20 protein-coding genes are annotated in these 20,857 nt (G+C 74.6%); 9 read left to right on the plus strand and 11 right to left on the minus strand.

Going from position 1 to position 20,857, the window contains the following annotated elements; genetic code table 11:
* Positions 1-10 precede the first annotated feature (10 nt).
* Complete coding sequence (locus tag ABEB07_RS32100) at positions 11-1,255, plus strand: MFS transporter (RefSeq protein ID WP_345671555.1); 1,245 nt, start codon at positions 11-13, stop codon at positions 1,253-1,255.
* Between the two features lie 430 nt (positions 1,256-1,685).
* Positions 1,686-2,564, plus strand: coding sequence for a LysR family transcriptional regulator (locus tag ABEB07_RS32105; RefSeq protein WP_345671556.1), 879 nt, complete (start codon positions 1,686-1,688; stop codon positions 2,562-2,564).
* A 52-nt stretch (positions 2,565-2,616) separates the two neighbouring features.
* Here ABEB07_RS32105 and ABEB07_RS32110 read toward each other — a convergent pair whose 3' ends face one another.
* The 11 genes from ABEB07_RS32110 to ABEB07_RS32160 form a co-directional block, all read right to left on the minus strand.
* The gene (locus ABEB07_RS32110; RefSeq protein ID WP_345671557.1) at positions 2,617-4,260 is read right to left on the minus strand and encodes an AMP-binding protein; all 1,644 of its coding nucleotides are present in this window, start codon (positions 4,258-4,260) and stop codon (positions 2,617-2,619) included.
* Between the two features lie 12 nt (positions 4,261-4,272).
* Complete coding sequence (locus ABEB07_RS32115) at positions 4,273-4,824, minus strand: flavin reductase family protein (RefSeq protein ID WP_176146777.1); 552 nt, start codon at positions 4,822-4,824, stop codon at positions 4,273-4,275.
* Positions 4,811-5,755 (minus strand): hypothetical protein, encoded by a 945-nt coding sequence (locus ABEB07_RS32120; RefSeq protein ID WP_345671559.1) that lies wholly within the window; start codon positions 5,753-5,755, stop codon positions 4,811-4,813. Before ABEB07_RS32120 ends, ABEB07_RS32115 begins: the two co-directional genes overlap by 14 nt.
* Positions 5,752-6,354 carry a 4'-phosphopantetheinyl transferase family protein gene (locus ABEB07_RS32125; RefSeq protein ID WP_345671560.1) on the minus strand — a complete coding sequence of 201 codons (603 nt, stop codon included), beginning with the start codon at positions 6,352-6,354 and terminating at the stop codon, positions 5,752-5,754. The genes ABEB07_RS32120 and ABEB07_RS32125 overlap by 4 nt, the downstream gene beginning before the upstream one ends.
* Positions 6,351-7,463 (minus strand): acyl-CoA dehydrogenase family protein, encoded by a 1,113-nt coding sequence (locus tag ABEB07_RS32130; protein ID WP_176146775.1) that lies wholly within the window; start codon positions 7,461-7,463, stop codon positions 6,351-6,353. Before ABEB07_RS32130 ends, ABEB07_RS32125 begins: the two co-directional genes overlap by 4 nt.
* Positions 7,460-7,720 (minus strand): acyl carrier protein, encoded by a 261-nt coding sequence (locus ABEB07_RS32135; protein WP_176146774.1) that lies wholly within the window; start codon positions 7,718-7,720, stop codon positions 7,460-7,462. Before ABEB07_RS32135 ends, ABEB07_RS32130 begins: the two co-directional genes overlap by 4 nt.
* Before the next feature lie 81 nt (positions 7,721-7,801).
* On the minus strand, positions 7,802-8,653 hold the full coding sequence (locus tag ABEB07_RS32140) for a hypothetical protein (protein WP_345671561.1): 852 nt from the start codon (positions 8,651-8,653) through the stop codon (positions 7,802-7,804).
* Entirely contained in the window at positions 8,650-9,975 is a 1,326-nt protein-coding gene (locus ABEB07_RS32145) for a TrpB-like pyridoxal phosphate-dependent enzyme (RefSeq protein WP_164583152.1), read from the minus strand. Before ABEB07_RS32145 ends, ABEB07_RS32140 begins: the two co-directional genes overlap by 4 nt.
* Entirely contained in the window at positions 9,972-10,253 is a 282-nt protein-coding gene (locus tag ABEB07_RS32150) for an acyl carrier protein (RefSeq protein WP_164583153.1), read from the minus strand. The genes ABEB07_RS32145 and ABEB07_RS32150 overlap by 4 nt, the downstream gene beginning before the upstream one ends.
* Before the next feature lie 126 nt (positions 10,254-10,379).
* Entirely contained in the window at positions 10,380-11,630 is a 1,251-nt protein-coding gene (locus ABEB07_RS32155) for a glutamate-5-semialdehyde dehydrogenase (protein WP_345671563.1), read from the minus strand.
* Complete coding sequence (locus tag ABEB07_RS32160) at positions 11,623-12,342, minus strand: thioesterase domain-containing protein (RefSeq protein ID WP_176146770.1); 720 nt, start codon at positions 12,340-12,342, stop codon at positions 11,623-11,625. Before ABEB07_RS32160 ends, ABEB07_RS32155 begins: the two co-directional genes overlap by 8 nt.
* Positions 12,343-12,679: 337 nt before the next feature.
* Between ABEB07_RS32160 and ABEB07_RS32165 the strand changes: the two genes are divergently transcribed.
* Genes ABEB07_RS32165 through ABEB07_RS32195 form a run of 7 tightly spaced genes read left to right on the plus strand, consistent with a single transcriptional unit; the run spans position 12,680 to position 20,812 of the window.
* On the plus strand, positions 12,680-13,996 hold the full coding sequence (locus ABEB07_RS32165; RefSeq protein ID WP_345671564.1) for a KamA family radical SAM protein: 1,317 nt from the start codon (positions 12,680-12,682) through the stop codon (positions 13,994-13,996).
* Between the two features lie 8 nt (positions 13,997-14,004).
* Positions 14,005-15,246, plus strand: coding sequence for a pyridoxal phosphate-dependent aminotransferase (locus tag ABEB07_RS32170; protein WP_345671633.1), 1,242 nt, complete (start codon positions 14,005-14,007; stop codon positions 15,244-15,246).
* An 18-nt stretch (positions 15,247-15,264) separates the two neighbouring features.
* On the plus strand, positions 15,265-15,531 hold the full coding sequence (locus tag ABEB07_RS32175; protein WP_164387793.1) for a phosphopantetheine-binding protein: 267 nt from the start codon (positions 15,265-15,267) through the stop codon (positions 15,529-15,531).
* Positions 15,528-16,709, plus strand: coding sequence for an acyl-CoA dehydrogenase family protein (locus ABEB07_RS32180; RefSeq protein ID WP_345671565.1), 1,182 nt, complete (start codon positions 15,528-15,530; stop codon positions 16,707-16,709). The genes ABEB07_RS32175 and ABEB07_RS32180 overlap by 4 nt, the downstream gene beginning before the upstream one ends.
* Complete coding sequence (locus tag ABEB07_RS32185; protein ID WP_345671567.1) at positions 16,702-18,276, plus strand: amino acid adenylation domain-containing protein; 1,575 nt, start codon at positions 16,702-16,704, stop codon at positions 18,274-18,276. Before ABEB07_RS32180 ends, ABEB07_RS32185 begins: the two co-directional genes overlap by 8 nt.
* Positions 18,270-19,550 carry an aminotransferase family protein gene (locus ABEB07_RS32190; protein ID WP_345671568.1) on the plus strand — a complete coding sequence of 427 codons (1,281 nt, stop codon included), beginning with the start codon at positions 18,270-18,272 and terminating at the stop codon, positions 19,548-19,550. The genes ABEB07_RS32185 and ABEB07_RS32190 overlap by 7 nt, the downstream gene beginning before the upstream one ends.
* Complete coding sequence (locus ABEB07_RS32195) at positions 19,547-20,812, plus strand: ATP-grasp domain-containing protein (RefSeq protein ID WP_345671569.1); 1,266 nt, start codon at positions 19,547-19,549, stop codon at positions 20,810-20,812. Before ABEB07_RS32190 ends, ABEB07_RS32195 begins: the two co-directional genes overlap by 4 nt.
* The last annotated feature ends 45 nt before the right edge of the window (positions 20,813-20,857 follow it).

Below are 20,857 nucleotides of genomic sequence, written 5' to 3' on the forward strand. Positions count from 1 at the left end.
CGTGGGCGCCATGGCAACCACCACCGGATTCCGTCCCCGCGCCCTCCTGCGTGCCTCGGGAGGCCCCCGCTACGCCGTCGCCCTGGCCGTGGACGCGCTCGGCACCGGCCTGCTGCGGCCCTTCCTGCTGCTCTACGGGGTGACGGTGCTCAGGCTGTCCGCGCCGGTCACCGGCGCCGCCATGACCGCCGGCGTGGTCGCGGGTCTGGTGTGCGTGCCCGCGGTGGGCAGGTGGCTGGACCGGGGCGCGCGCAGCACGGTCGTGGCGGCGTCGATGCTGGTGCGGGTGGCGGGGGTGGCGCTGCTGCCGGCCACCCCGACGGGCGACGTCCGGCTGTTCGCGGCGGCGGCGTTCTTCCTCGGCATCGGCAACCAGGCCTGGCCGGCCGCCCACGCCGCCCTGGTGGCCACGCTCGCGCACGGCCGGGAGCGCGACGCCGCCCTGGCGCAGGGCCGCGCCCTGCGCAACGCCGGCCTCGGGGCCGGTGCGCTCCTGGCCACCGCGTGCCTGACGGGCGGCGCCGCCGCGTTGCAGGCGCTGGCGGCCGTCACCGCTCTCGCCTACGTCGCCGCGGCGGCCCTGGCGTGGTCGGTCCACGTGCACGCGCGTCCGACCGCTTCCGCCGCCGAGGACGGCGACGGAAGCGGGGAGGGCAGCGGCGACGGGAGCGGGGAGGGCAGCGGCGACGGGAGCGGGGACGACGGGCCCGCGCCCCGGATGCGCGCGCTGCTGGCCGCCAACGTGATCTACGTCTTCTGTCTCAACGTCCCCGAAGTCGCGCTCCCGCTGGTCCTGGTGACGCGGATGCACGCCTCCCCGGTGTGGTCGGCGGCCGTGTTCGTGGCCAACACGGTGCTGGTGGTCACCTTGCAGGTGCCGGTCACGGTCCTGATGGCCCGCTTCCGCCGCCGGACCGCGCTGGCCGTCGCCGGCGTGGTGCTCAGCGCGTCCTACCTCGGCTTCCTCGCGGCCTGCTCCCTGGGGCACGGCTGGGGCGCCCCGGCCGTCGCCGCGGTGTCCGTGCTCTGCACCCTCGGCGAGATCATCTACGCGGGCAGCGCCACCGCGCTCGTCACCGTCCTCGCCCCGGCGCCCGTCCTGGGGCAGGCCCTGGCCCGCTTCCAGCTCTCCACGGGCTTCGGCCTCGCCGCCTCCCCGGCGGTCATCACCGCCCTCGCGCCGCATGGTCCGGCCGCCCTGTGGGGCAGCCTCGCCGCCGCGACACTCCTCTCCGCCGCCGCCGTCGCCCGCTGATCCGCCATCGTCTCGCGGAGCGGTACGAGCGGGCCCAGGTGGGCAAGATCCGTTCTCTGAAAGTCGCCCTGGCTGGATTCGGACCACACCGTGAACGCCGGTGACCGGCCGGCCGGGCGCTCGCCGACCAGGTATAGCCTTCCCGAGCGGCGAAATGCGGGAGAAGTGCGCGCCGGCCCGCGCACCCCGGCGCCGGACCGGCCGCCGACGTTCAGGAAACTGACGTGAAATCACCTGTCCGGGAAAGCCGCCTCCCCGTAAATGCACCTACCAAACATATTGATGAGGGTGAGGGCTGGGGCTACGCTCCAGACACCGTGACCGCTCGTATGTCGTCCGTAACCGGAATGGCTGGACGGCGCAGCGAGGGAAGAAAGCCGGCGGAGAAGTCGGCTGGTATTTCGACGGGCCGACTCACGCGGGGGAAGAAGTGGACACACGGCATCTCGAGGCATTCCTGGGCGCCGTGGACGCGGGAAGTGTGACCCGGGCGGCCAGTGTGCTCCAGGTGACCCAGCCCACGGTGACCAACCGCATCAAGGCGCTGGAGCGGTCGCTCGGCCTGACCCTGCTGGAGCGCCTGCCGGACGGCGTCCGGCCGACGAGCGCGGGCCGTTCCATCCTGGAACAGGCCCGCGAGATCGTGCGGCTCAGCGGTCGTGTCCGGCGTATCGCGGACGCCTCACTCGCGCCGCAGGGGAAAATCCGCGTCGGCGCGTCGGAAAGCCTCATAAATCACCGGCTGCTTCCGCTCATCGAGTATTTACTCCTGCGCTATCCGGACATGGATGTGTCGCTCCGGCTTTCCACTCCCCAAGAAGCGCTCGCCATGCTGCGCAACGGACAGCTGGACTGCGTGTTCATGATAGGAAGCGGAGCGCCGCGGGAGGATCTGGACCACTGCGATCTCTGCCCCGAGCCGTTCGCCCTGGTGGCCGGACGGCGGCGGAATCCCGTCCGTCCGGATGCCGAGGAGACCGTGTCGTCGATCCTGGTCACCGCCGACCTCGACGTCCGGCACTGCGGCAGCCTCCTGACCGAGGTCGAGTCGACGTTACGGGCGAGGCGGACGCTGAAGCTCGATTCCATCACCGCGGTCAAGCGCATGGCCGAGAGCGGCCTCGGCGTGGGTCTGCTTCCCGAGGTCACCGTGGCCGAGGACATCGCCGCCGGCCGGCTGCGCCGGGTCGTCGACTGGCGGCCCGCCACCCCCACCTGCACACAGGCCCTGTGGCGGCGCGACGACGGCGGGCACCCGGTCCTCGACGCCGTGCTCAAGGCCGCCTCCGACGTGGTCGGCGCGGGCTGACCGGACTCCGGGCCCCGCGGCGGCGGCCCGGAGCCCGGCGCCCGTGGGCCGGTCAGGCGGCGTCCGTGAGGAGCTGGGCGAGCAGCTGCCGGTGGTCGGTCTTCCCGTGCTGGTTGACGGGGAGACCGCCGACGACGCGCACCACGCCGGGTGCCATGTACGCGGGCATCGACCGCAGGCAGAACGCGATCAGGTCGCTCTCGGCCGTTGTGGCGGCGCCGTCGGCCAGCACGACGAACGCGCTCAACTCGGCGTTCCCGTCCGGCCCTTCGTACACCACGACGGCCGCCTCGCACACCTCGGGGTGGGCCAGCAGCCGTCGCTGCACCTCGGCCGGCTCCACGCGGTTGCCGCGGATCTGCACCTGGGAGTCGCGCCGCCCGCAGAAGCGCAGCGTGCCCTCGGCGTCCCGGAAGGCGAGGTCGCCGGTCCGCAGCAGGCGCTGCCCGGAGCGCGGCTCCAGCGGGTCGGCGACGAGGACGGCGTCCGTGGCCTCCGCGTCCGCCCAGTAGCCGGTCATCAGGGCCGGGCTGCGCAGGTACATCTCGCCGACGACGCCCTCCTCGCGCACGGGCGTGCCCTCGGCGTCCACCAGGAGGATGTCGGTGCCCAGGTGCCCGACGCCGATCGACAGGTGCGTCACGTCCTCGGGCAGCGGGTCGGGCACCTCGGCGAAACTGGCCGCCATGGACTCCGTCGCCCCGTAGCAGTTGATCAGCCGGATGCCGGGCCGCAGGCGCTGGAGGTGGCGCAGTTCGCCCAGCGGGAACTCCTCCCCGCAGAACAGCACGCCGCGCAGGTCGGGCAGGTCGGCCAGCTGGTCGGGGAGGTGGCGCAGGGTCTGCCGCCAGATGGACGGCACTCCGTTGACGTGAGTGGCACGGGTGGCGCGCAGCACCTTGAGGAACCGCGTCGGCCAGCGCAGCAGGGCCCGCGGCACCGGCGCCACCGCGGCTCCGCCGCCCAGCGCCATGCCGATGTCCAGCAGCGAGAAGTCGAACTGGAGCGGCGAGGTCGACGCCACCCGGTCGCCCGCCGACACGAACCCCTCGGCGAGCATGCCCCGGTAGAAGGCGACGACGGCGCGGTGGCTCATCACCACGCCCTTGGGCCGGCCCGTGGTGCCCGACGTGAAGATGATGTAGGCGGTGTCGCCCGGCGTCACGGCGCGTCGCAGCCGCTCACGGCGCACCGGCGGGCGCGGCACCTCGATGCCGCCCCCGCCGAACCGCCCGTGCCCCACGGCCGTACCCGCTTCCCCGCCACCCGCTTCCCCGCCACCCGCTTCCCCGCCACCCGGTTCCCCGCCACCCGGTTCCCCGGCAGCCGCCGTCAGGCACAGCGCGGGCTCGGCGAGCCGTTCGATCGTCTCCCGCCGCTCGGCCGGCGTCTCGGGGCTGACCGGGACGAAGGGCAGACCGCGCGACGAGCACGCCAGCACCAGGGCGACGGCCTCGGCGGACGTGTCGGAGACGATCATGACGCGGTCGTCGATCCGCAGGCCGAAGCGGTCCAGTGCGGCGGCGTACCGCTCGGCGGCCGCGCGCAGGTCGCGGAAGGTCGTCACCCGTTCCGCACCGTCCGCGTACTCCACCACGGCGGGATGGTCGGGGTGCGTGGCCGCGGCGGCCAGCAGGAACTCGTCGAAGCGTTCGTCGGGTCGGTGGGTCACCGTGGGTGCGGGCGTCGCGGGCATCGTCTCTCCAGGTCAGCGCAGGTTGTCGGCCGGGGCGGGCGGTACGGGGGTGGCGATGTGCGGTTCCCCGGCGACGAGCACCAGCGGGGCGCCGGGGGCGGCGGTCAGATGGCGTACGGTGCCGACCACCAGGACGTGATCGACGGCGGAGAAGGTCTCGGCGACGTCGCAGGTCATCACGACGGCGGCGTCCCGCAGGACGGGGACGCCCCGGAGCACGGCGTGCGGCGTGCCCTCGAAGCGCTGCGCCGCGGTGCCGGTGGCGAAGCGCCGCACCAGCGGACCCTGCGTGTGGGACAGCACGTTGACGGCGAACCGGCCGGCGCCGAGCAGGTCGTCCAGGGTGCGTCCGCCGGCGCCGAAGGCGAGCAGCACGCTCGGCGGCGCCACGGACAGCGACATGAGCGAGGTCGTGGTGCACCCCACCGGCCCGTTCGGTCCGAGGGCGGTGGTGACCGCGGCGCACTTGGCCAGCCCCGTCATCGCCGCGCGGAAGAGCGCCTCGTCCACCGCCGCCTCGACCGGCGGGGCGGCCTGGGCGGTCGTCGTCTCAACCCCGAGCACGGCGCGCCTCCCTGCCGGTGGTGAGTGCGGCCAGGGTGTCGAGCGTCCGCTCGACCACACCGGTGCGGGGGCGGCCGCGCCGCGCGGAGTCGGCGGCGAAGCGCAGGGCCTTGGGCAGTTGCGTCCAGGCGTCGGCCAGCTCCGGGTCGGGGTGCGGCCCCAGGCGGTGGAGGTGGTGCCGGGACGCCGCCCACAGGTCGTCGAGGTGCCGCTCCAGCAGGTCCGCGTCACCGGTGAGGCGGTCGCGCAGGTACGCGAACACCTCGCCCGGTGCGCGCAGCCAGACGCCCGGCCACCGCGCCGGGGAGCCGGCCGACGGTCCGGCCGGAGAGGCCGGAGAGGCCGGGGAAGCCGGGGAAGCCGGGGAAGCCGACGGAGCCGGCGAAGGGATCGCCCGGCGCAGCCAGCGGTAGGCGTCCGTCGGACCGGGGTCCACCGGTTCCCCCAGGGCGTGCGCGTCCCGGTTGCGGACGGCCGGGTCGAGCCGCCCGACCGGCGTCAGCGCCCGGCGCAGCGCGTCGTCGTCGAGCACTCCGGCGTAGGGCAGTTGCTCGCCGCCGGGCATCAGGGCGTGGAACGGGTCGGCCACGTGCCACCCCCGCGCGTCGCGGCCCCGCAGCAGGAACCAGTGGGGGATGCTCCGTACCCCGTGGTGCGGCGACCAGAGCAGATGGAAGGCGTTGCCCGACACGATCACCCGCCCCTCCTCGGCGAGCAGCGCGGCCAGCGCCGCGCGGGCCGACGGCCAGTCCGGCCGGTGATCGTGGACCAGGACCCCGTCGTCGATGCGGTCGTGGTGGGAGAAGGCGAGCGCGCCGTCCGGATCGTCGGTGCGCACCCACAGGTGCGCCGCCGCCGCCAGACGGCCGGCCGCCGCGCCTCCCAGGTACTCCACCAGCGCGGTGGAGTAGCAGGACAGTGCAGGTGTCATGGTGTCGCCTCCCAGGCGCAGGCCACGGGTACGTCGATGAGGTCTCGCACCTTGCGCCAGCGCAGGCCGCGCCAGTCGCCGCGGTCGAGGTGCGGGGGCACGTCGATGCTCCAGGGGCGTCCCCCGATGCCGGTGCCGTCGGTCTTCACGCACGCCTCCTGGACCGTCCAGATCTCCGTGAACACGGTGTGCCGCAGGGGCGCCGGCATGCGGTACAGGCGGTCCGCGTACGGGGCGGCGCAGCGCCGGACCATCGCGCGGCCGACGTGCGGCGGCGGCACCTGTACGTCCACGCCGACGCGGCGGCTGGGCGCCACGGCCACGACGGTGTGCTCCCCGTCGTGAGAGACGCTGACGCCGGGCCGGCCGGGGCCCGCCAGGACCGGCTTGCCGTTGGGACCGGCCACGACCGGCTCGCCGGCGTCGCCGGGCGCCACCTCGGCGAGCAGGGCGCGCAGCAGCGCGCGCCCGGCCAGCATCTCGCGTGCGCGCCAGGCCGGCCGGCCGCGTGCCGCGGCCAGGTCGGCGGGGGTGAGGCGGTCGGCGGACGCCGTACCGGCAGCCGCCCACACCCCCGGGACGATCTCCAGGACTCTCACGGCAGCTCCCCGGCAGGGCCGTCGGCGGCCGTCTCGGCCACGATGCTCAGGACGACCTCGGTCGTGCCGCCGCCGATCCCGAACAGGGCCCCCTGCGCGCGCAGTTGCTGCGGTCCTCCGGTGCGGAAGCCGTGCGCGCCCTGGAGGTGCGCGCACACGTCGAGGACGTGCTCGACGGTCTCGGCGGCACTGGCCTTGAGCAGTGCGGCGGATGAGGTGTCGCGGCGGACGGCGACCGCCTCGGTGAGGCTCTCGGTCAGGGCGCGGTGCTGACGGGAGCGCAGCAGCGCGCCCGCCCAGCGCTGGCGGATCCCCTCCCGCTCCCACAGGACCCCGTCGCCGTGCCGGCGCCCCTTGAGGTGGCCGGCGGTCTCCCGCAGCACCCGCTCGCACAGCGCGACCGCCCACAGGGCCCCGGCCAGCCGCTCGGTGGCGATGTGGGCCGCGAAGCCGCTCAGTCCGCGGCCGGTGCCGCCCACGACGTGGTCGCGGGTGAGCCGGACGCCGTCGAAGGCGAGGTGACCGGTCCCGGAGCCGTCGAACAGCTCCGTCCCGGCCGGCCGCGCGCTCACACCGGGCGCGTCGGCCGGGACGAGCACCCAGGTGAAGTTGGTGAAGTGCGGGCCCGGCCGGTGGCGGGCGAGGACGAGGGCGGCGCCGCACGTCGTCGCGTTGGTGATCCAGCGCTTGGCGCCGTCCAGCCGCAGGTGGTCCCCGTCGAAGGAGACGCGTGTGTCCAGTGCCGCCAGGTCGCAGCCGGAGTCCTGGTCGGTGGCGGCGAGGGCGACGACGGTACGGCCGTCGAGGCTGTCGGCGAGCGTCCGGGCGGCCGGGCCCGTCCCCGAGGCCAGCAGCGGCAGGCAGGTGGCCAGCGGGACCGTCACCGCCAGCGTCGAGCCGACGCCGAAGCGGCGGTCCAGGTCCGTCAGCAGCGCGCCCAGCGCGGCCGGGTCGACGCCGCGGCGCGGATCGTCGCCGCGGTAGACCCCGGCCAGCCGGTTCTCCGCGCCGAGGACGCGCCACAGGTCGGCGCCGCTCGCGTCGGCGGGCAGGGCGCCGAGCCGGGAGCCCGCCGCGGTGGCGGGCTCCCGCACAGCGAAGACGCTCATGCCGCCGCCCTGTGGTCTTCCTCGGCGGCGCCGGCCCGGCGCACCGCGGCCCACAGGCTGCCGGCGGTGGCGAAGGTGGTGTCGTTGAGGTCCTCGTCCGGGAGGGAGACCCCGAGCCCGTCCTCGATGGCGAAGAGCAGGTCGATGGCCTTCATGGAGTTCATCCCGAGGTCGTGCAGACGGCTGTCCTCGGTGAGGGGACGGTCCCCGAGGTTGGGGAGGAAGGGCGTCAGCAGGTCGATGAAGGACTGGTTCACGGCTTCTCCGTCGCTTGGGTGGTGGTGTGGTCCGGCAGGGGCGTGGTCGGGGGCAGAGGCAGGGGTGGAGGCGCGGCGCGGTCAGGGCCGGGGCGGCCGTACGGCGAACACCTCGCGGTCGGCGGCGAGCAGGGACGCCAGGTCGGGCAGCAGCGCCTCGGGGACCGGTCGGCCCCGCTCGGCGCGCCGCTGGGCGATGAACGCGGTCGCGGTGAGCTGGTCCCAGCGGCGCAGGTGGTCCGCCGCGTCCAGCCGCTCGCCGAGCTGTTCGCGGTAGGCGGCGTGCAGGTGCCGGGCCCGGGTCAGCAGCCAGGTCTCCGCGGTCAGCCGCCGCAGCGCGGCGAGCCGGTCGGGGTGCGCGGCGTACGCCTCGACGTACGCCGCCGGATCGTCCAGGCGCAGCAGCGGCCGGGGCGCGCGGTGGTCGGGCACGGGCGACAGGGCGCACGCGAAGGAGGCGGTGGGCAGCCGGTCCCAGGGGTACGTCCACCGGCCCGGCCGGGCCGGACCCCACGCCGTCTCGTTGTCGTAGGCGTCCTCCACCTCGGCGCCGTCCGGGTGCGCGCCGACCAGGAAGCTGTGCTCCATGTGCGCCCGGCCCGCGTAGGGCAGCCACGGCATGGCGTAGGAGTCGGCGACGGCGTAGACCACCGGCGCCCGTTCGGCCATGGCGCGCAGCGCGTGCGCCGGGACGCGGTGGGCGACGGCGTCCGGCCGCAGGCCCACCAGCGCGGCTCCCTCGCGCAGCTGCTCCTCGGGCGCGGGGTCCACCGTGGGCAGGCCGTCGGGTCCGGGCCTCGGCTCGAAGCGCAGGCGCGCCCCCAGCGCGAGGTGCCGTCCGGGCCCGTGCAGGCGGTCGGCGAGGACCGCCAGGTTGACCTGTACGCAGTCGAGGATCCCGGTCCGCACGGACGGGGCCGCGGTGGCCGTCACGGGCGCGTCTCCACCCGGGTCAGCCCGGCCACCGCGCGGGCGAGCGCCTCGTCGGGCGGCGACTGGTCCTCCAGCCCGCCGGCGAGGAAGTGCTCGTAGGCCCCGAGGTCCAGGTAGCCGTGGCCGCTGACGCACACCAGGACCCCGCCGGTGGCGTCGGGCGAGGCGGCGATGCGGGCGGCGGCCGCCAGGGCGTGGCCGGACTCGGGCGCCGGCAGGACGCTCTCGTGACGGGCCAGCAGCCGGCCCGCGTCCAGGGCGTCCGCCTGGCTGACCGCCATGGCGTCGACGTCCCCGCTGTGCCGCATCGCGGAGATGAGCTTGGCCGCGCCGTGGAAGCGCAGGCCGGCGGTGTGCGCGTCCGGGATCCGGTAGTCGCTGCCGATGGTGTACATGGCCTCCATCGGGCCGCTGCCGGTGGCGTCGGTCTTGTCGTAGGCGTAGACGCCCCGGGTCAGCTTCGGTGTGCTGCTGGACTCGGCGGCGACCAGCCGTGGCCCCGGCTCGCCGGCCGCGCGGGCGGTGGCGTGGAAGGGCAGCGCGATGCCGCCGAAGTTGGAACCGGCGCCCACGCAGCCGACGACCGTGCCGATCCCGGCGTCCAGCTCCGCCAGCTGCTCCTGCGCCTCCAGACCGATCACGGACTGGTGCAGGATGCTGTACGTCTCCCCGCTGCCGATGCAGAAGGCCACCTGGTCGTGTTCGGCGGCGTACTCGACGGCCTCCCCGATGGCGAGCGAGAGGCTGTTGCCGGCGGCCGGGTCCTCGGTGGCGGAGACCTTGGTCATTCCGCTGGGACTGGCGTGCACCTCGGCGCCCAGCATGCGCATCAGGACCCCGCGGTAGGGCTTGCGCCGCAGGCTGGACTCGACCATGAAGACCCGGCAGCGCAGTCCGAACAGGGCGCACGCCGCGGCCATGGCGGTGCCCCACTGGCCCGCGCCGGTGCCCGTGACCAGCTCCTTCACGCCCGCCTTCTGGTAGTAATACGCCTGCGCGAGCGCCGTGTTGAGCTTGTGGCTGCCCGAGATGTTGACGCCCTCGTTCTTGACGTACACCGGCACGCGGGCGCCGACGGCCTCCTCGAAACCGCGGGCCCGCCACAGGGGCGTCGGGCGGTACTGCCGGTAGCGTTCGACGACCGGGGCGGGGATGTCCCAGTACTCACGGGACGAGACGCTGTGCCGGATCAGCTCCGTCGGAATGTTGATCTTGATCTCGCCGGACCCGGCACCGGAGCGGGGCGGGGTGCGGTCCGGCGGCAGGGGCTCGGACAGGTGGGGCAGGACACTGCGCCAGCGGGTCGGGACAGCGTTCGTCACCGCTGGACCTCCGCGGCCGTCACCACGTCGATCAGGTCCCGGACGGTGCGGAAGCTGCGCCCGACGAAGAGGTCGTCGGGGAGGGTCACGTCGAGCTCGTCCTCGATCCGCACGAGCATGCCGACGAAGCCGAGCGAGTTGACGTTCAGCAGGTCGCCGACGAGCGGTTCGTCGTCGCGGACGCGGTCGGGCGGGAGGGACAGCCGGGACTCGGCGACGACCACCTTCTTGACGACGGTGGCGACGGCGTCCCGGTCGAGGGACAGTTCCTGGGGCATGGCACGCCTTTCGGGGGCCGGGGGAGCGGGGCAGGGGCGGGTCCGGGAGAACGGGGCAGAGGCAGGGGCCGGGGAAACGGGGCAGAGGCAGGGGCCGGGGAAACGGGGCAGAGGCGGGGTCGGGCGTCAGCCGCGCAGCGCGCCGGCGCCGTCGGTGACATAGCTGTGGGTGACCAGGGCGCCGAGCGTCACGGGGCCGCGCACGTGCAGCCGGCCGGTGGCGATGGCGATCTCGGTGCCCAGACCGAGGGTCGGGCCGTCGTGCAGCCGCAGCGAGCCGTTGACCACGACCATCGCGGCGTCGGCGCGGCGGCGGAAGGCGTCGATGACGTGCCGGTCGCGGGCGATGAGGCCCTCGGTGTGCCCGGAGCCGTGGCGGCGCACGTGGTCGAGGGCGGCTCTCTCGTCGTCGACCGGTACGACGGCGACGACCGGGTCGAGGAACTCCCGGCCCAGATCGTGCGCGGCGAGGGGTTGGGTCTTGAGCGCGGCGGGGACGAGAGCGGTCAGTTCGGGGGCCGTGTGCAGGGTCAGTTCCGTCTCGCGGCCCGCCAGCGCGCGGGCCAGGGCCTCGAAGTAGTCCCGGGCGACGGCGCGGTCGAGCAGCAGCGTCTCCACGGAGGTGCAGCCGGCCGGCTCGGGCAGCTTGCTGTCCAGCGTGGCCCGCACCGCGAGTTCCAGGTCGGCGCTCCGGTGGACGTAGAGGTGGTTGACGCCGCCGCCGCTGGCGATCAGCGGGATGGCACTGGTGCGGCAGTGCTCCACGAGTGCGGGACTGCCGCGCGGGATCAGCACGTCCACCTGGTCGGGCCGCTTCAACAAGGCGCGCAGCAGCCGTCGCTGCGGGTCGTCCAGGACCGTGACGAGGCCCGTGGGCAGTCCCGCCCGGGCGAGCGCGGCGTGCACGGCCCGCTCCAGTGCCGCGTTGGTGGCGGCCGTCTCCTTGCCGCCGCGCAGCAGCACGGCGTTGCCGACGGCGACCGGGAGCAGGGCGCCGTCCACGGTGACGGTGGGCCGCGCCTCGTAGACCATCAGGACGACGCCGAGCGGCCGCGGCACGCGGTGGACGTGCCGCGCCGCGCCCGAGACGGGCACCTCCGTCTCGCGCACCTGCCGCAGCTCCTGCCGGGTCATCGCGGTGAGGGCGACCATCCGGTCCCGGTGGACGTCGGTCAGCCGCAGCCGCTCCACCAGCGTGGGCGGCATGCCGAGCCGCTGGGCCGCGGCGACGTCCGCCGCGTTGGCCCCGGCGATCCGCGGCCAGTGCGCGAGCAGCTCCTCGCCGAGGACCTGGCAGTACCGGTCGTAGGCGGCGTCGCCCACGGGCGGGGCCGCGTCGAACGCCGCGCGCGCCCGGCTCAGGAGACCGTCAGGCATGCCGCTCCTCGGTGCTCGCCAGGAAGGACCCGAGGTGGTCCAGGACCAGGGGCAGCCGCTCGCCGTCGAAGGCGGTGAAGTGGTCGCCGGGCAGCGGCCGCACGGTCAGGTTCGGGGCCACCTCGCGCCAGGCCGCCAGGTGTGCGGCGTTGTCCTCGTCCGCGCACGGCATCAGCAGCGCCGGGCAGTCGTGGCGCGCCTCGGCCCGGTAGGAGACGACGGCGTCCAGGTGCGCGTCGGCGGTCGCGGCGACCCGGTCGGCGGGGACGCCACTGTCGTCGGCGGCGAGGGAGGCGCGCACCCGCTCGCGCCACCGGCGTGCCGCCGCCGGGTCCCGGTCGATGCGGGCGGCGGGGCTGTCCACCATCACGACCCGCGGCCGCCGGCCCTCCGCGGCCAGCCGGGCGGCCAGTTCCCAGGCGACGACGCCGCCGAGCGACCAGCCGAACAACAGCTCCGGTGGCTCGGGGAGGTCGGCGAGCAGCGACCAGTAGCGGTCCGTCATGGCGGCGACGCTGCGGTCCGGCTCCTCACCCGGCGCCAGCCCGTAGCCGCGCAGGGCGAAGACCGGGCCGAACCGGCGCAGGGCGAACCCGACGCCCGTGTACGCCCCGACACCGCCGCCGGCGGCGTGGACGAGGACGCTGCACCTCCCGGGCCGGGGCCGGCCCATCGGCATGAGCACCGGCTGGGCGACGTCCGCGCGGCTCATGGTGTGCGTCCGCGCTGCGGGCAACCGATCATCGAAGTTGTTTCCTTCCGCGCTGGGTGGCATTGACGACAAGCGACTTCCGCGCCGGCCACCTTTCAAACGAATTCCGTCCGCACCCCATAGGGAACTCTTATCGCACTCGTGCGCGGGCATTATGAAGGCAGGTCGGCGGGCGGAATTCGGCTCCCTTATCGACGCCATGCGAAGTGTTTATGGCTTCGGGTACGCACTCGAATCAACGAATCCCAGCCGGGTAATCGGCGCTCGACGTCACGACCGCCGACAAGGGCCGCCCTGCCGTCGCCCAGCTATTCCGCCGAATTCAGAGGGACCCCGCATGACACTGATGCTCGACCAACCGGTCGGCACTACCCGCTTCCGTGCCTTCGGTCCGCGGCAGATCGACGACATCGTCCGGCGCTACGGGCTGTCGCCGCAGCTGCGGGACGGCATCGCCCTGCTGGCACACGTCCTGCCGTTCCGCGTCAACGAGTACGTGCTCGACGAGCTGATCGACTGGACAAACCCGGCCGAGGACCCGATCTTCCGCCTGGTCTTCCCCCAGCGCGGCATGCTCCCCGAGGACGACGAGCGCTCCCTGGAGGCGCTCGTGCGCTCCGGGGCGGCCAAGAGCGAGACGGCCGCCGAGGTCGCCCGGATCCGCGCCGGACTCAACCCCCACCCCTCCGGGCAGCGCGAGTACAACGTGCCGGTGCACGAGGGCGAACGGGTGGCCGGCCTCCAGCACAAGTACCGCGAGACGGTGCTGTACTTCCCCACCCAGGGCCAGTCCTGCCACTCCTTCTGCACCTACTGCTTCCGCTGGGCGCAGTTCGTGGGCGACCCCTCCCTGCGCTTCGCCGCCCCCGGCCCGGACCGGCTCGTGCGCTACCTGCACGACCACCCCGAGGTCAGCGACGTCCTGGTGACGGGCGGCGACCCCATGGTGATGAGCACCGACCGCCTCACCGGACACCTGGAGCCGCTGCTCGGCGTGGACAGCGTCGACACGATCCGCATCGGCACCAAGTCCCTGGCCTACTGGCCGCAGCGCTTCGTGAGCGACGCCGACGCCGACTCGCTGCTGCGGCTCTTCGAGCGGATCGCCGCCGCCGGCAAGCAGGTCGCCGTCATGGCCCACTTCACCCACCCGCGCGAGCTGCGCACCGCCCTGGTGGCCGAGGCCGTCCGGCGCATCCGGGCCACCGGAGCCGTCGTCTACTGCCAGGCCCCGATGGTCGCGCACATCAACGACGACGCCGAGACCTGGGCCGCCCTGTGGAAGTCCGAACTGGCCCTCGGCGCGGTCCCGTACTACATGTTCGTCGAGCGCGACACCGGCCCCTACGACTACTTCAAGGTGCCGCTGGCCCGCGCCATGGAGATCTTCCACACCGCCTACCGCACCCTGCCGGGACTCGCCCGCACCGTGCGCGGCCCGGTGATGTCCACGACACCCGGCAAGGTCGTGGTGGACGGCGTCGAGACCCGCGGCGCCGACCGCTACTTCCAGCTCCGGCTGGCGCAGGCCCGCAACCCCGCCCTGGTCGGCCGCCCGTTCCGCGCGCACTACGACCCCAGCGCCACCTGGCTCAGCGACCTGAGGATCGCGGCCGACACACCGCGGGACATCCGGGAGGCGCTGCGGCCGTGAACGCCTCGATGTCCCCCAACCTCGCCCTCAACGAAGAGGTCGCGCGACTGCGGGCCCAGGGCCGCTCCGTCGTCCACCTCGGCTTCGGCGAGTCACGGCTGCCCGCCTTCGCCCCCCTGGTGGAGCAACTGCGCGCCGGCGCCCACCGCAACGCCTACGGACCCGTGGCCGGAGCGCCCGACGCCCTCGCCTCCCTCGCCGGCTACTTCGAGCGCCGCGGCCTGCCCACCGGCCCGCACGACGTCCTGCTCGGCCCCGGCAGCAAGCCGCTGCTCATGGCGCTGAACCTGGTCCTGCCCGGGGACGTGCTCCTGCCCCGCCCGAGCTGGAACTCCTACGAGCCGCAGGCCCGCATGGCCGGAAAAAGGGTCTACGGCGTCCCGATCCCCGCCGAGTGCGGCGGCGTCCCCGACCCGGACGTCCTGCCGGAGACCATCGAGCGCGCCCGCCGGACGGGCGGCGACCCGCGCATCGTCGTGCTCACCCTCCCCGACAACCCGACCGGCACGCTCGCCGGCGCCGAACTGATCGGGCGGGTGTGCGAGATAGCCGAGGCACAGGACCTGATCGTCGTCTCGGACGAGATCTACCGCGACGTCATGCACCGCCCCGACGCCCCCTTCCTCAGCCCCGCCGACGTCATCCCCGAGCGCACCGTGGTGACCACCGGGCTGTCCAAGTCCCTGGCGCTCGGCGGCTGGCGCGTCGGCGGCCTGCGGGTGCCCCCCGGCGCCCGGGGACGCGACCTGCGCGCCCGACTGGTCGCCGTCGCCAGCGACATGTGGTCCACACTGGCGGGCCCGATGCAGCAGGTCGCCGCGTATGCCTTCGGCGACCCGCCCGAGATCGGGCGGCGGCTGGCGGCGAGCGCCCGGCTGCACGGCGCCGTGGCCCGCGCCGTGCACGCCGCCGCCGTCGCCGCCGGAGCCGCCTGCCGGCCGCCCACCGGGGCGTTCTACGTCTACCCCGACTTCGAGCCGCGCCGCGAAGCGCTGGCGGAGCGCGGCGTGGACGGCTCGGCGGCGCTGGCCCGGCACCTGCTGGACGAGCACGGCCTGGCCGTCCTGGCCGGACACCACCTCGGCGACGACCCCGGCGCGCTGCGCTTCAAGGCGGCCACCAGCATGCTCTACGGCGACACCGACGAGGAGCAGGAGGCCGCCCTCGCGGCCCCCGACCCGCTCGCCCTGCCGCACGTCGCCGACGCACTGACCCGCGTCGCCGAAGGCCTCGCAAAACTCGGCGCCTGACCACACCCCGGAGACATCATGGAGACACCCGACGTCCGCGCGGTCGTCACCGGCACCACCGCCGAGGTCCTCGGCGTCGACCAGGCCGACCTGCACGGCGCCGCCGCGCTGACCGACCTGCCCACGTTCAGCTCCTTCCGCATCGTGGAGATCGTCGAGCGGGTCGAGGAGGAACTCGACACCGAGGTCGAGGCGAGCGAACTCACCCCGGACAACCTCAGCCGCCTGGACACGCTCATCGCCCTCTTCGAGCGGACCCTGAACGCCGACGGGGTGCCCGGATGACCGTCACCGACCCGCCCCGCACGGCGTGGCGGCCCGCCGACCTCGAACGCGCCGTGTCCGAGGTCGAGGCGGAGGCCGCCCGGCACGCCGAGGCATGCGACCGCGAGGCGCGCTTCCCCGTCGAGGCGCTCGGGGCCATGCGCCGCACCGGCCTCCTCGGCCTCCTGGTGCCCGCCGCGGACGGCGGCCCCGGCGGCGGCATGGACGACCTGCTGGCCGTGAGCAGCCGGCTCTCCCGCACCTGCATGTCGGTCGGCATGATCTTCACCATGCACTGCCAGCAGGTCGCCGCCGTCGTCCGCGACGGCGGCCCGCTCCGGCAGCGGCTGCTGCCCCGCATCGTCCGCGGCGAGCTCTACCTGGCCTCGGTGACCACCGAGGCCGCCACCGGCGGACACCTGCTGTCCTCCGGGTCCGCGCTGACGGCCGGCGACGACTCCACCGTCCGGGTGGACCGCTTCGCCCCCGTGGTGACCGGAGGCGGCCACGCCGACGCGTTCCTCATCACCGCCCTGGCCCCCGACGCCACGTCACCCTCCCAGCTGTCGCTGGTCTACGCCGAGCGCGACCAGCTCACCGTCACGGTCCGCGGCGACTGGAACCCGATGGGCATGCGCGCCACCCACAGCGCGCCCCTGCACCTGGCCGGCGAGATCCCCCGCGACCAGGTCGTCGGCGCGCACGGGGCGTTCCGGGACATCGCCGTACGCACCTTCGCGCCCCTGGCCCACCTCGGCTGGGCGGCGTGCTGGCAGGGCGCCGCCGACGGCGCGCTCCAGCGCGTGGTGACCCTGCTGCGGGCCGAACGGCGCCGCTACGACCTCGACTCGCCCCTGCTGCTCACCCGCCTCTCGCGGGTCCGCCAGCGCCTGGACACCGTCCACGCGCTGATCACGCACGCCGCGTCCGTCCTGGCCTCGGCCGAGGACCCCACGAGCGCGCCCGTGCAACTCCTCGTCAACGCGGTGAAACTGACCGCCTCCGAGCTGTGCCCGGCGGCGGCCGACGAGCTGACGGACCTGATGGGCATGCGCCACGGCTACCTGCGCGACTCGCCGACCGCCCTGGAGCGGACGCTGCGCGACCTGCGCTCCGCCCCGCTGAACTACAGCAACGACCGCCTGCACGCGGCGGACGGCGTACTGACCCTCATGGACCGGGAGGTCCGCCATGTCTGACTCGCCGTCCGCCATGTCTGACTCGCCGTCCGCCACGTCCGACTCGCTGTCCGGCCTGTTCTCCCGCAGCGCGCGCCGCCACCCGGACCGGCCCGCCCTGAGCGTGGCCGGCGCGACCCTCACCTACCGGGAGCTGGCCCGCACCGCCGAGCGCCTCGCGGCCCACCTCGGCCCTCTCCCGCCGGGAGCACGCGTCGGGCTGCTGGCCTCCCGCTCCCCCCTGGCGTACGCCGGATACCTCGCCGTCCTGTCCGCCGGGGCGACCGTGGTGCCGCTCAACCCGATCTTCCCCGCGCGGCGCAACGCCGCGATCGCCGCCCGGGCCGGACTGCGGACCGTGCTCACCGACACCGCGCTGCGCGACCTGATGCGGGAGAGCGCGGTCCCGCTCGCCCTGGCGACGGCGGACGGCACGCCGTCGGGACACGGCACCCCGGCCGCGCCGCCCGTCCCGGGCCCGGCCGCGCCGCCGCCCGCCGGCGAGGCGCCCGCGTACATCCTGTTCACCTCCGGCTCCACCGGCGTCCCCAAGGGCCTGCCCATCGCGCACGGCAACGTCCTGCCCTACATCGCCCACCAGGTGGAACGCTACGAGGTCGCACCGGGCGACCGGCTGAGCCAGACCTTCGACCTCACCTTCGACCCGTCCGTGTTCGACATGTTCGTCACCTGGGCCGCCGGCGCCACCCTGGTCGTGCCGCAGCGCGAGGACCTCGCCGACCCGGCCGCCTTCGCCCGGACGCACCGGCTCACGCACTGGTTCTCCGTGCCGTCGGTGGTGTCGCTGGCCGCGCGCCTGCGCAGACTGCCGGCCGGATGCCTCCCCGACCTGCGGTGGGGCCTGTTCGCGGGGGAGCAGCTGACCCTCAAACAGGCGGCCGCCTGGCACCGGGCCGCGCCGCAGGCGGTCATCGAGAACCTGTACGGCCCCACCGAACTCACCGTCACCTGCACCGCCTACCGGCTGCCGGCCGACCCGGCCGACTGGCCGAGCACCCGCAACGCCTCCGTCCCCATCGGCCACCGCCTGCCGCACCTGGAGCACGTCGTCCTGGACGGGACGGGCCGCCCCGCGGCCGAGGGCGAGCTGTGCGTACGCGGGGTGCAGCGCTTCGCCGGCTACCTGGACCCGGAGAACAACGCCGGCCGCTTCCTCGACTGGGAGCCCGGCGACGCCGTCGCCCGCGTCCACGACACGCACGACGCCCCCGCGCCGCGCCTGTGGTACCGCACCGGCGACCGGGTCGTGGCGGAGGACGGGGTGCTCACCCACCTCGGCCGCCTGGACGCCCAGGTCCAGGTGCACGGCTACCGGGTGGAACTGGGCGAGGTCGAGGCGGCCCTCGCCGCCCACCCCGGCGTCGAGGACGCCGCCGTCCTCTTCGACGGCACCGACCTCCGGGCCCTGTACGTGGGCGCCTCGGTGCCGGTGGCCGAACTCGCCGGATGGGTGGCGGGCCGGCTGCCTGCCTACATGGTCCCCGGCCGGTTCCAGCGGGTGGACCGCTTCCCGCTCAACGACAACGGCAAGCTCGACCGCAAGAAGCTGGAGACGCTGGCATGCTGAGGAACGACCACGACGCACTCTGGCACAACTCCCTCACCCCGCAGACCGTCCGCGACGGCGGCTTCGACGCCACCGCCGTCGTGCACGGCAAGGGCTGCCGCCTCCAGGACGCCACCGGCGCCTGGTACCTGGACGCGCGGGCCGGCATGTGGAACACGACCCTCGGCTACAGCTGCGACCGCGTCGTGGACGCCGTCACCGAGCAGCTCCGCCGTCTGCCGGTGGCCCAGGTCATCCGCTACGCCGAGCCCGCCGAGATCTCCCTGCGCTACGCCCGCCGACTGGTCGCCGAACTGCCCGACCCGCTCAACCACGTCCGCTTCGGCAGCACCGGCTCCCAGATGACCAGCGCCGCGGTGCTCCTGTCGCGCTTCGTGCGCAAGGTCCGCGGCGAGACGCAGCGCGTCAAGGTCCTCGCCTTCACCAACGGCTACCACGGCACCGGCGGCCTGGCCGGCGCGCTCACCGGCGAACGCCAGATGCACGCACTCCAGGCACCGCTCGCCCCGGAGGTGCACCACGTCCGGCCCTGGGACCTGGACGCCCTGGAACGGGCCGTGCAGCGACGCGGACCGGAGAACATCACCGCCGTGATCGTGGAACCGATCATGGGCACCGACGTCCTGCCCGCCCCCGAGGGCGCCCTCGCCCGGATCCGCGCCCTGTGCGACCGGCACGGCATCCACCTCATCGCCGACGAGGTCACCACCGGATTCGGCCGCACCGGCGCGATGTCGGTGATGGCCGCGCGGGGCGTCCTGCCCGACATGCTGGTGCTGGGCAAGGGCATCACCTCCGGCTACTTCCCGCTGGCCGCCCTGGTCTGCTCGGACGCCGTCCTCGACGAGGCCGTCTCCCGGCCCGAGTACGTCTTCCCGCACGGCTGCACCGCCGACGGGCACCCGGCCGCCATGGCCGCCGGACTGGCCGTCCTGGAGGAACTGGCCGACGGCACACTGCTGGAGCGGGTGCGCACCAGGGGAGCGGAGATCCGCCGCCGCCTGTGCGCCGCGGCCGACGAGATCCCGCTCATCCACGACGTACGCGGCGAGGGCCTGATGATCGGCGTCGAACTGCGCCGCGAGTCGGGCCGGCTGGGCGCGACCGAGATGGCCGGGGTGCGCGACGCCTGCAAGGCCGCCGGGCTGCTGCTGACCAGCACCAACAACACGCTCGTGCTGATGCCCCCGCTCGTGCTGGCCGACGAGGAGGCCGACGAACTGGTGGAGCGGCTGACGGTCGCCCTGCGCACCGTCGCCGGGAATGCCTCATGACCGGCCGTCCCGCCGTCGCGGTCGTCGACGGCTTCGGATCGGCCGCCCGGCTGGCGAAGGCGTTCGACGCCGCCGGACACGACTGCGTACGGGTGCAGAGCACCGTCGACATACCCGCCCACTACCGCAGCGAACTCGACCTCGGCCTGTACACCGACAACCTCGTCCACACCTCGGACGTCGAGGCGACCGCCGCCGCGCTGCTGGCCGGACACCGGCCCGTCGCGGTGATCGCCGGATCCGAGCAGGGCGTCGAACTCGCCGACGCCCTGTGCGAGGCCACCGGCCTGCCCGGCAACGGCACCGCGCTCAGCTACGCCCGGCGCACCAAGGACGTGCAGATCCGGACCGTGGCGGCGGCCGGCCTGCCCACCGCACGCCAGCTGACCGTCGAGGACGCCGACCAACTGGAGGCGTGGCACACCCGGCTGGGCGGGCGGGCCGTGGTCAAACCCGTCCGCAGCGCCCGCAACGACGGAGTGAGCGTCTGCGACAGTCCCGCCGAGTCCGTCGCCGCCTACGAGCGGATCCGCCACGCCGTCAACGAGTTCGGCCTGCGCAACGAGGCAGTGGTGGCCCAGGAGTACCTGACCGGCACGGAGTTCGTCGTCAACACCGTCAGCCGGGACGGGCGGCACCGCGTCACCGACACCTGGCGCTACCAGAAGATCGACGTCAACGGCGTCCGCGACCGCATCAACGGCATCCTCTCGCTGCCGCCGTCGGACCCGCGCTGGAGCCCGCTGCGCGACTACGCCCTCGCGGTGCTCGACGCCCTCGGCATCGCCCACGGACCCGCCCACCTCGAAATCATCCTCACCCCCGACGGGCCCCGCCTGGTGGAGGTCGGCGCCCGCCTGTGCGGCTCGGACGTGGCCCGCTACGCCGTCCTCGCCACCGGTGAGTCGCAGATCGACCGCACGGTGCAGGCGTACACCGACCCCGAGGCGTTCCTCGCCGACGTCGACACCCCCTACCGGGCGAACGGGCACGCCGCGATGGCGTTCCTCGCCTCCCCGCTGGAGGGCCGCCTGAGGTCGTACCCGCTGCTCGGCGAGGTGGAGCACCTCGCCGCCTACCAGGGCATGACGCTGCGCGTCACCCCCGGTCAGCGGCTGCGCCGCACGGTCGACGACAGCACCGAACCCCTCTGCGTCGGCCTCGCGCACGCCGACGCCGCGACGGTCGAGAAGGACTTCCAGACCGTCTGCTACCTCGACGGGCACGGCTTCTACGACGTGGAGCCGGACCACGGCGCATGACCCGCGGCGCCCGGGGCGGCCGGCGCGGCCGGAGCGCCGGCCACC

It is taken from the genome of Streptomyces similanensis (assembly GCF_039543625.1).
GTDB lineage: Bacteria > Actinomycetota > Actinomycetes > Streptomycetales > Streptomycetaceae > Streptomyces > Streptomyces similanensis.

What these genes read in the sequence shown, in the direction of transcription:
- ABEB07_RS32100 (WP_345671555.1), top strand. Translation starts at nt 11, where the DNA reads ATGGCAACCACCACCGGATTCCGTCCCCGCGCCCTCCTGCGTGCCTCG.
- ABEB07_RS32110 (WP_345671557.1), bottom strand. Translation starts at nt 4,260, where the DNA reads ATGCCCGCGACGCCCGCACCCACGGTGACCCACCGACCCGACGAACGC.
- ABEB07_RS32120 (WP_345671559.1), bottom strand. Translation starts at nt 5,755, where the DNA reads ATGACACCTGCACTGTCCTGCTACTCCACCGCGCTGGTGGAGTACCTG.
- ABEB07_RS32130 (WP_176146775.1), bottom strand. Translation starts at nt 7,463, where the DNA reads ATGAGCGTCTTCGCTGTGCGGGAGCCCGCCACCGCGGCGGGCTCCCGG.
- ABEB07_RS32150 (WP_164583153.1), bottom strand. Translation starts at nt 10,253, where the DNA reads ATGCCCCAGGAACTGTCCCTCGACCGGGACGCCGTCGCCACCGTCGTC.
- ABEB07_RS32155 (WP_345671563.1), bottom strand. Translation starts at nt 11,630, where the DNA reads ATGCCTGACGGTCTCCTGAGCCGGGCGCGCGCGGCGTTCGACGCGGCC.
- ABEB07_RS32160 (WP_176146770.1), bottom strand. Translation starts at nt 12,342, where the DNA reads ATGAGCCGCGCGGACGTCGCCCAGCCGGTGCTCATGCCGATGGGCCGG.
- ABEB07_RS32165 (WP_345671564.1), top strand. Translation starts at nt 12,680, where the DNA reads ATGACACTGATGCTCGACCAACCGGTCGGCACTACCCGCTTCCGTGCC.
- ABEB07_RS32170 (WP_345671633.1), top strand. Translation starts at nt 14,005, where the DNA reads ATGTCCCCCAACCTCGCCCTCAACGAAGAGGTCGCGCGACTGCGGGCC.
- ABEB07_RS32175 (WP_164387793.1), top strand. Translation starts at nt 15,265, where the DNA reads ATGGAGACACCCGACGTCCGCGCGGTCGTCACCGGCACCACCGCCGAG.
- ABEB07_RS32180 (WP_345671565.1), top strand. Translation starts at nt 15,528, where the DNA reads ATGACCGTCACCGACCCGCCCCGCACGGCGTGGCGGCCCGCCGACCTC.
- ABEB07_RS32185 (WP_345671567.1), top strand. Translation starts at nt 16,702, where the DNA reads ATGTCTGACTCGCCGTCCGCCATGTCTGACTCGCCGTCCGCCACGTCC.
- ABEB07_RS32190 (WP_345671568.1), top strand. Translation starts at nt 18,270, where the DNA reads ATGCTGAGGAACGACCACGACGCACTCTGGCACAACTCCCTCACCCCG.
- ABEB07_RS32195 (WP_345671569.1), top strand. Translation starts at nt 19,547, where the DNA reads ATGACCGGCCGTCCCGCCGTCGCGGTCGTCGACGGCTTCGGATCGGCC.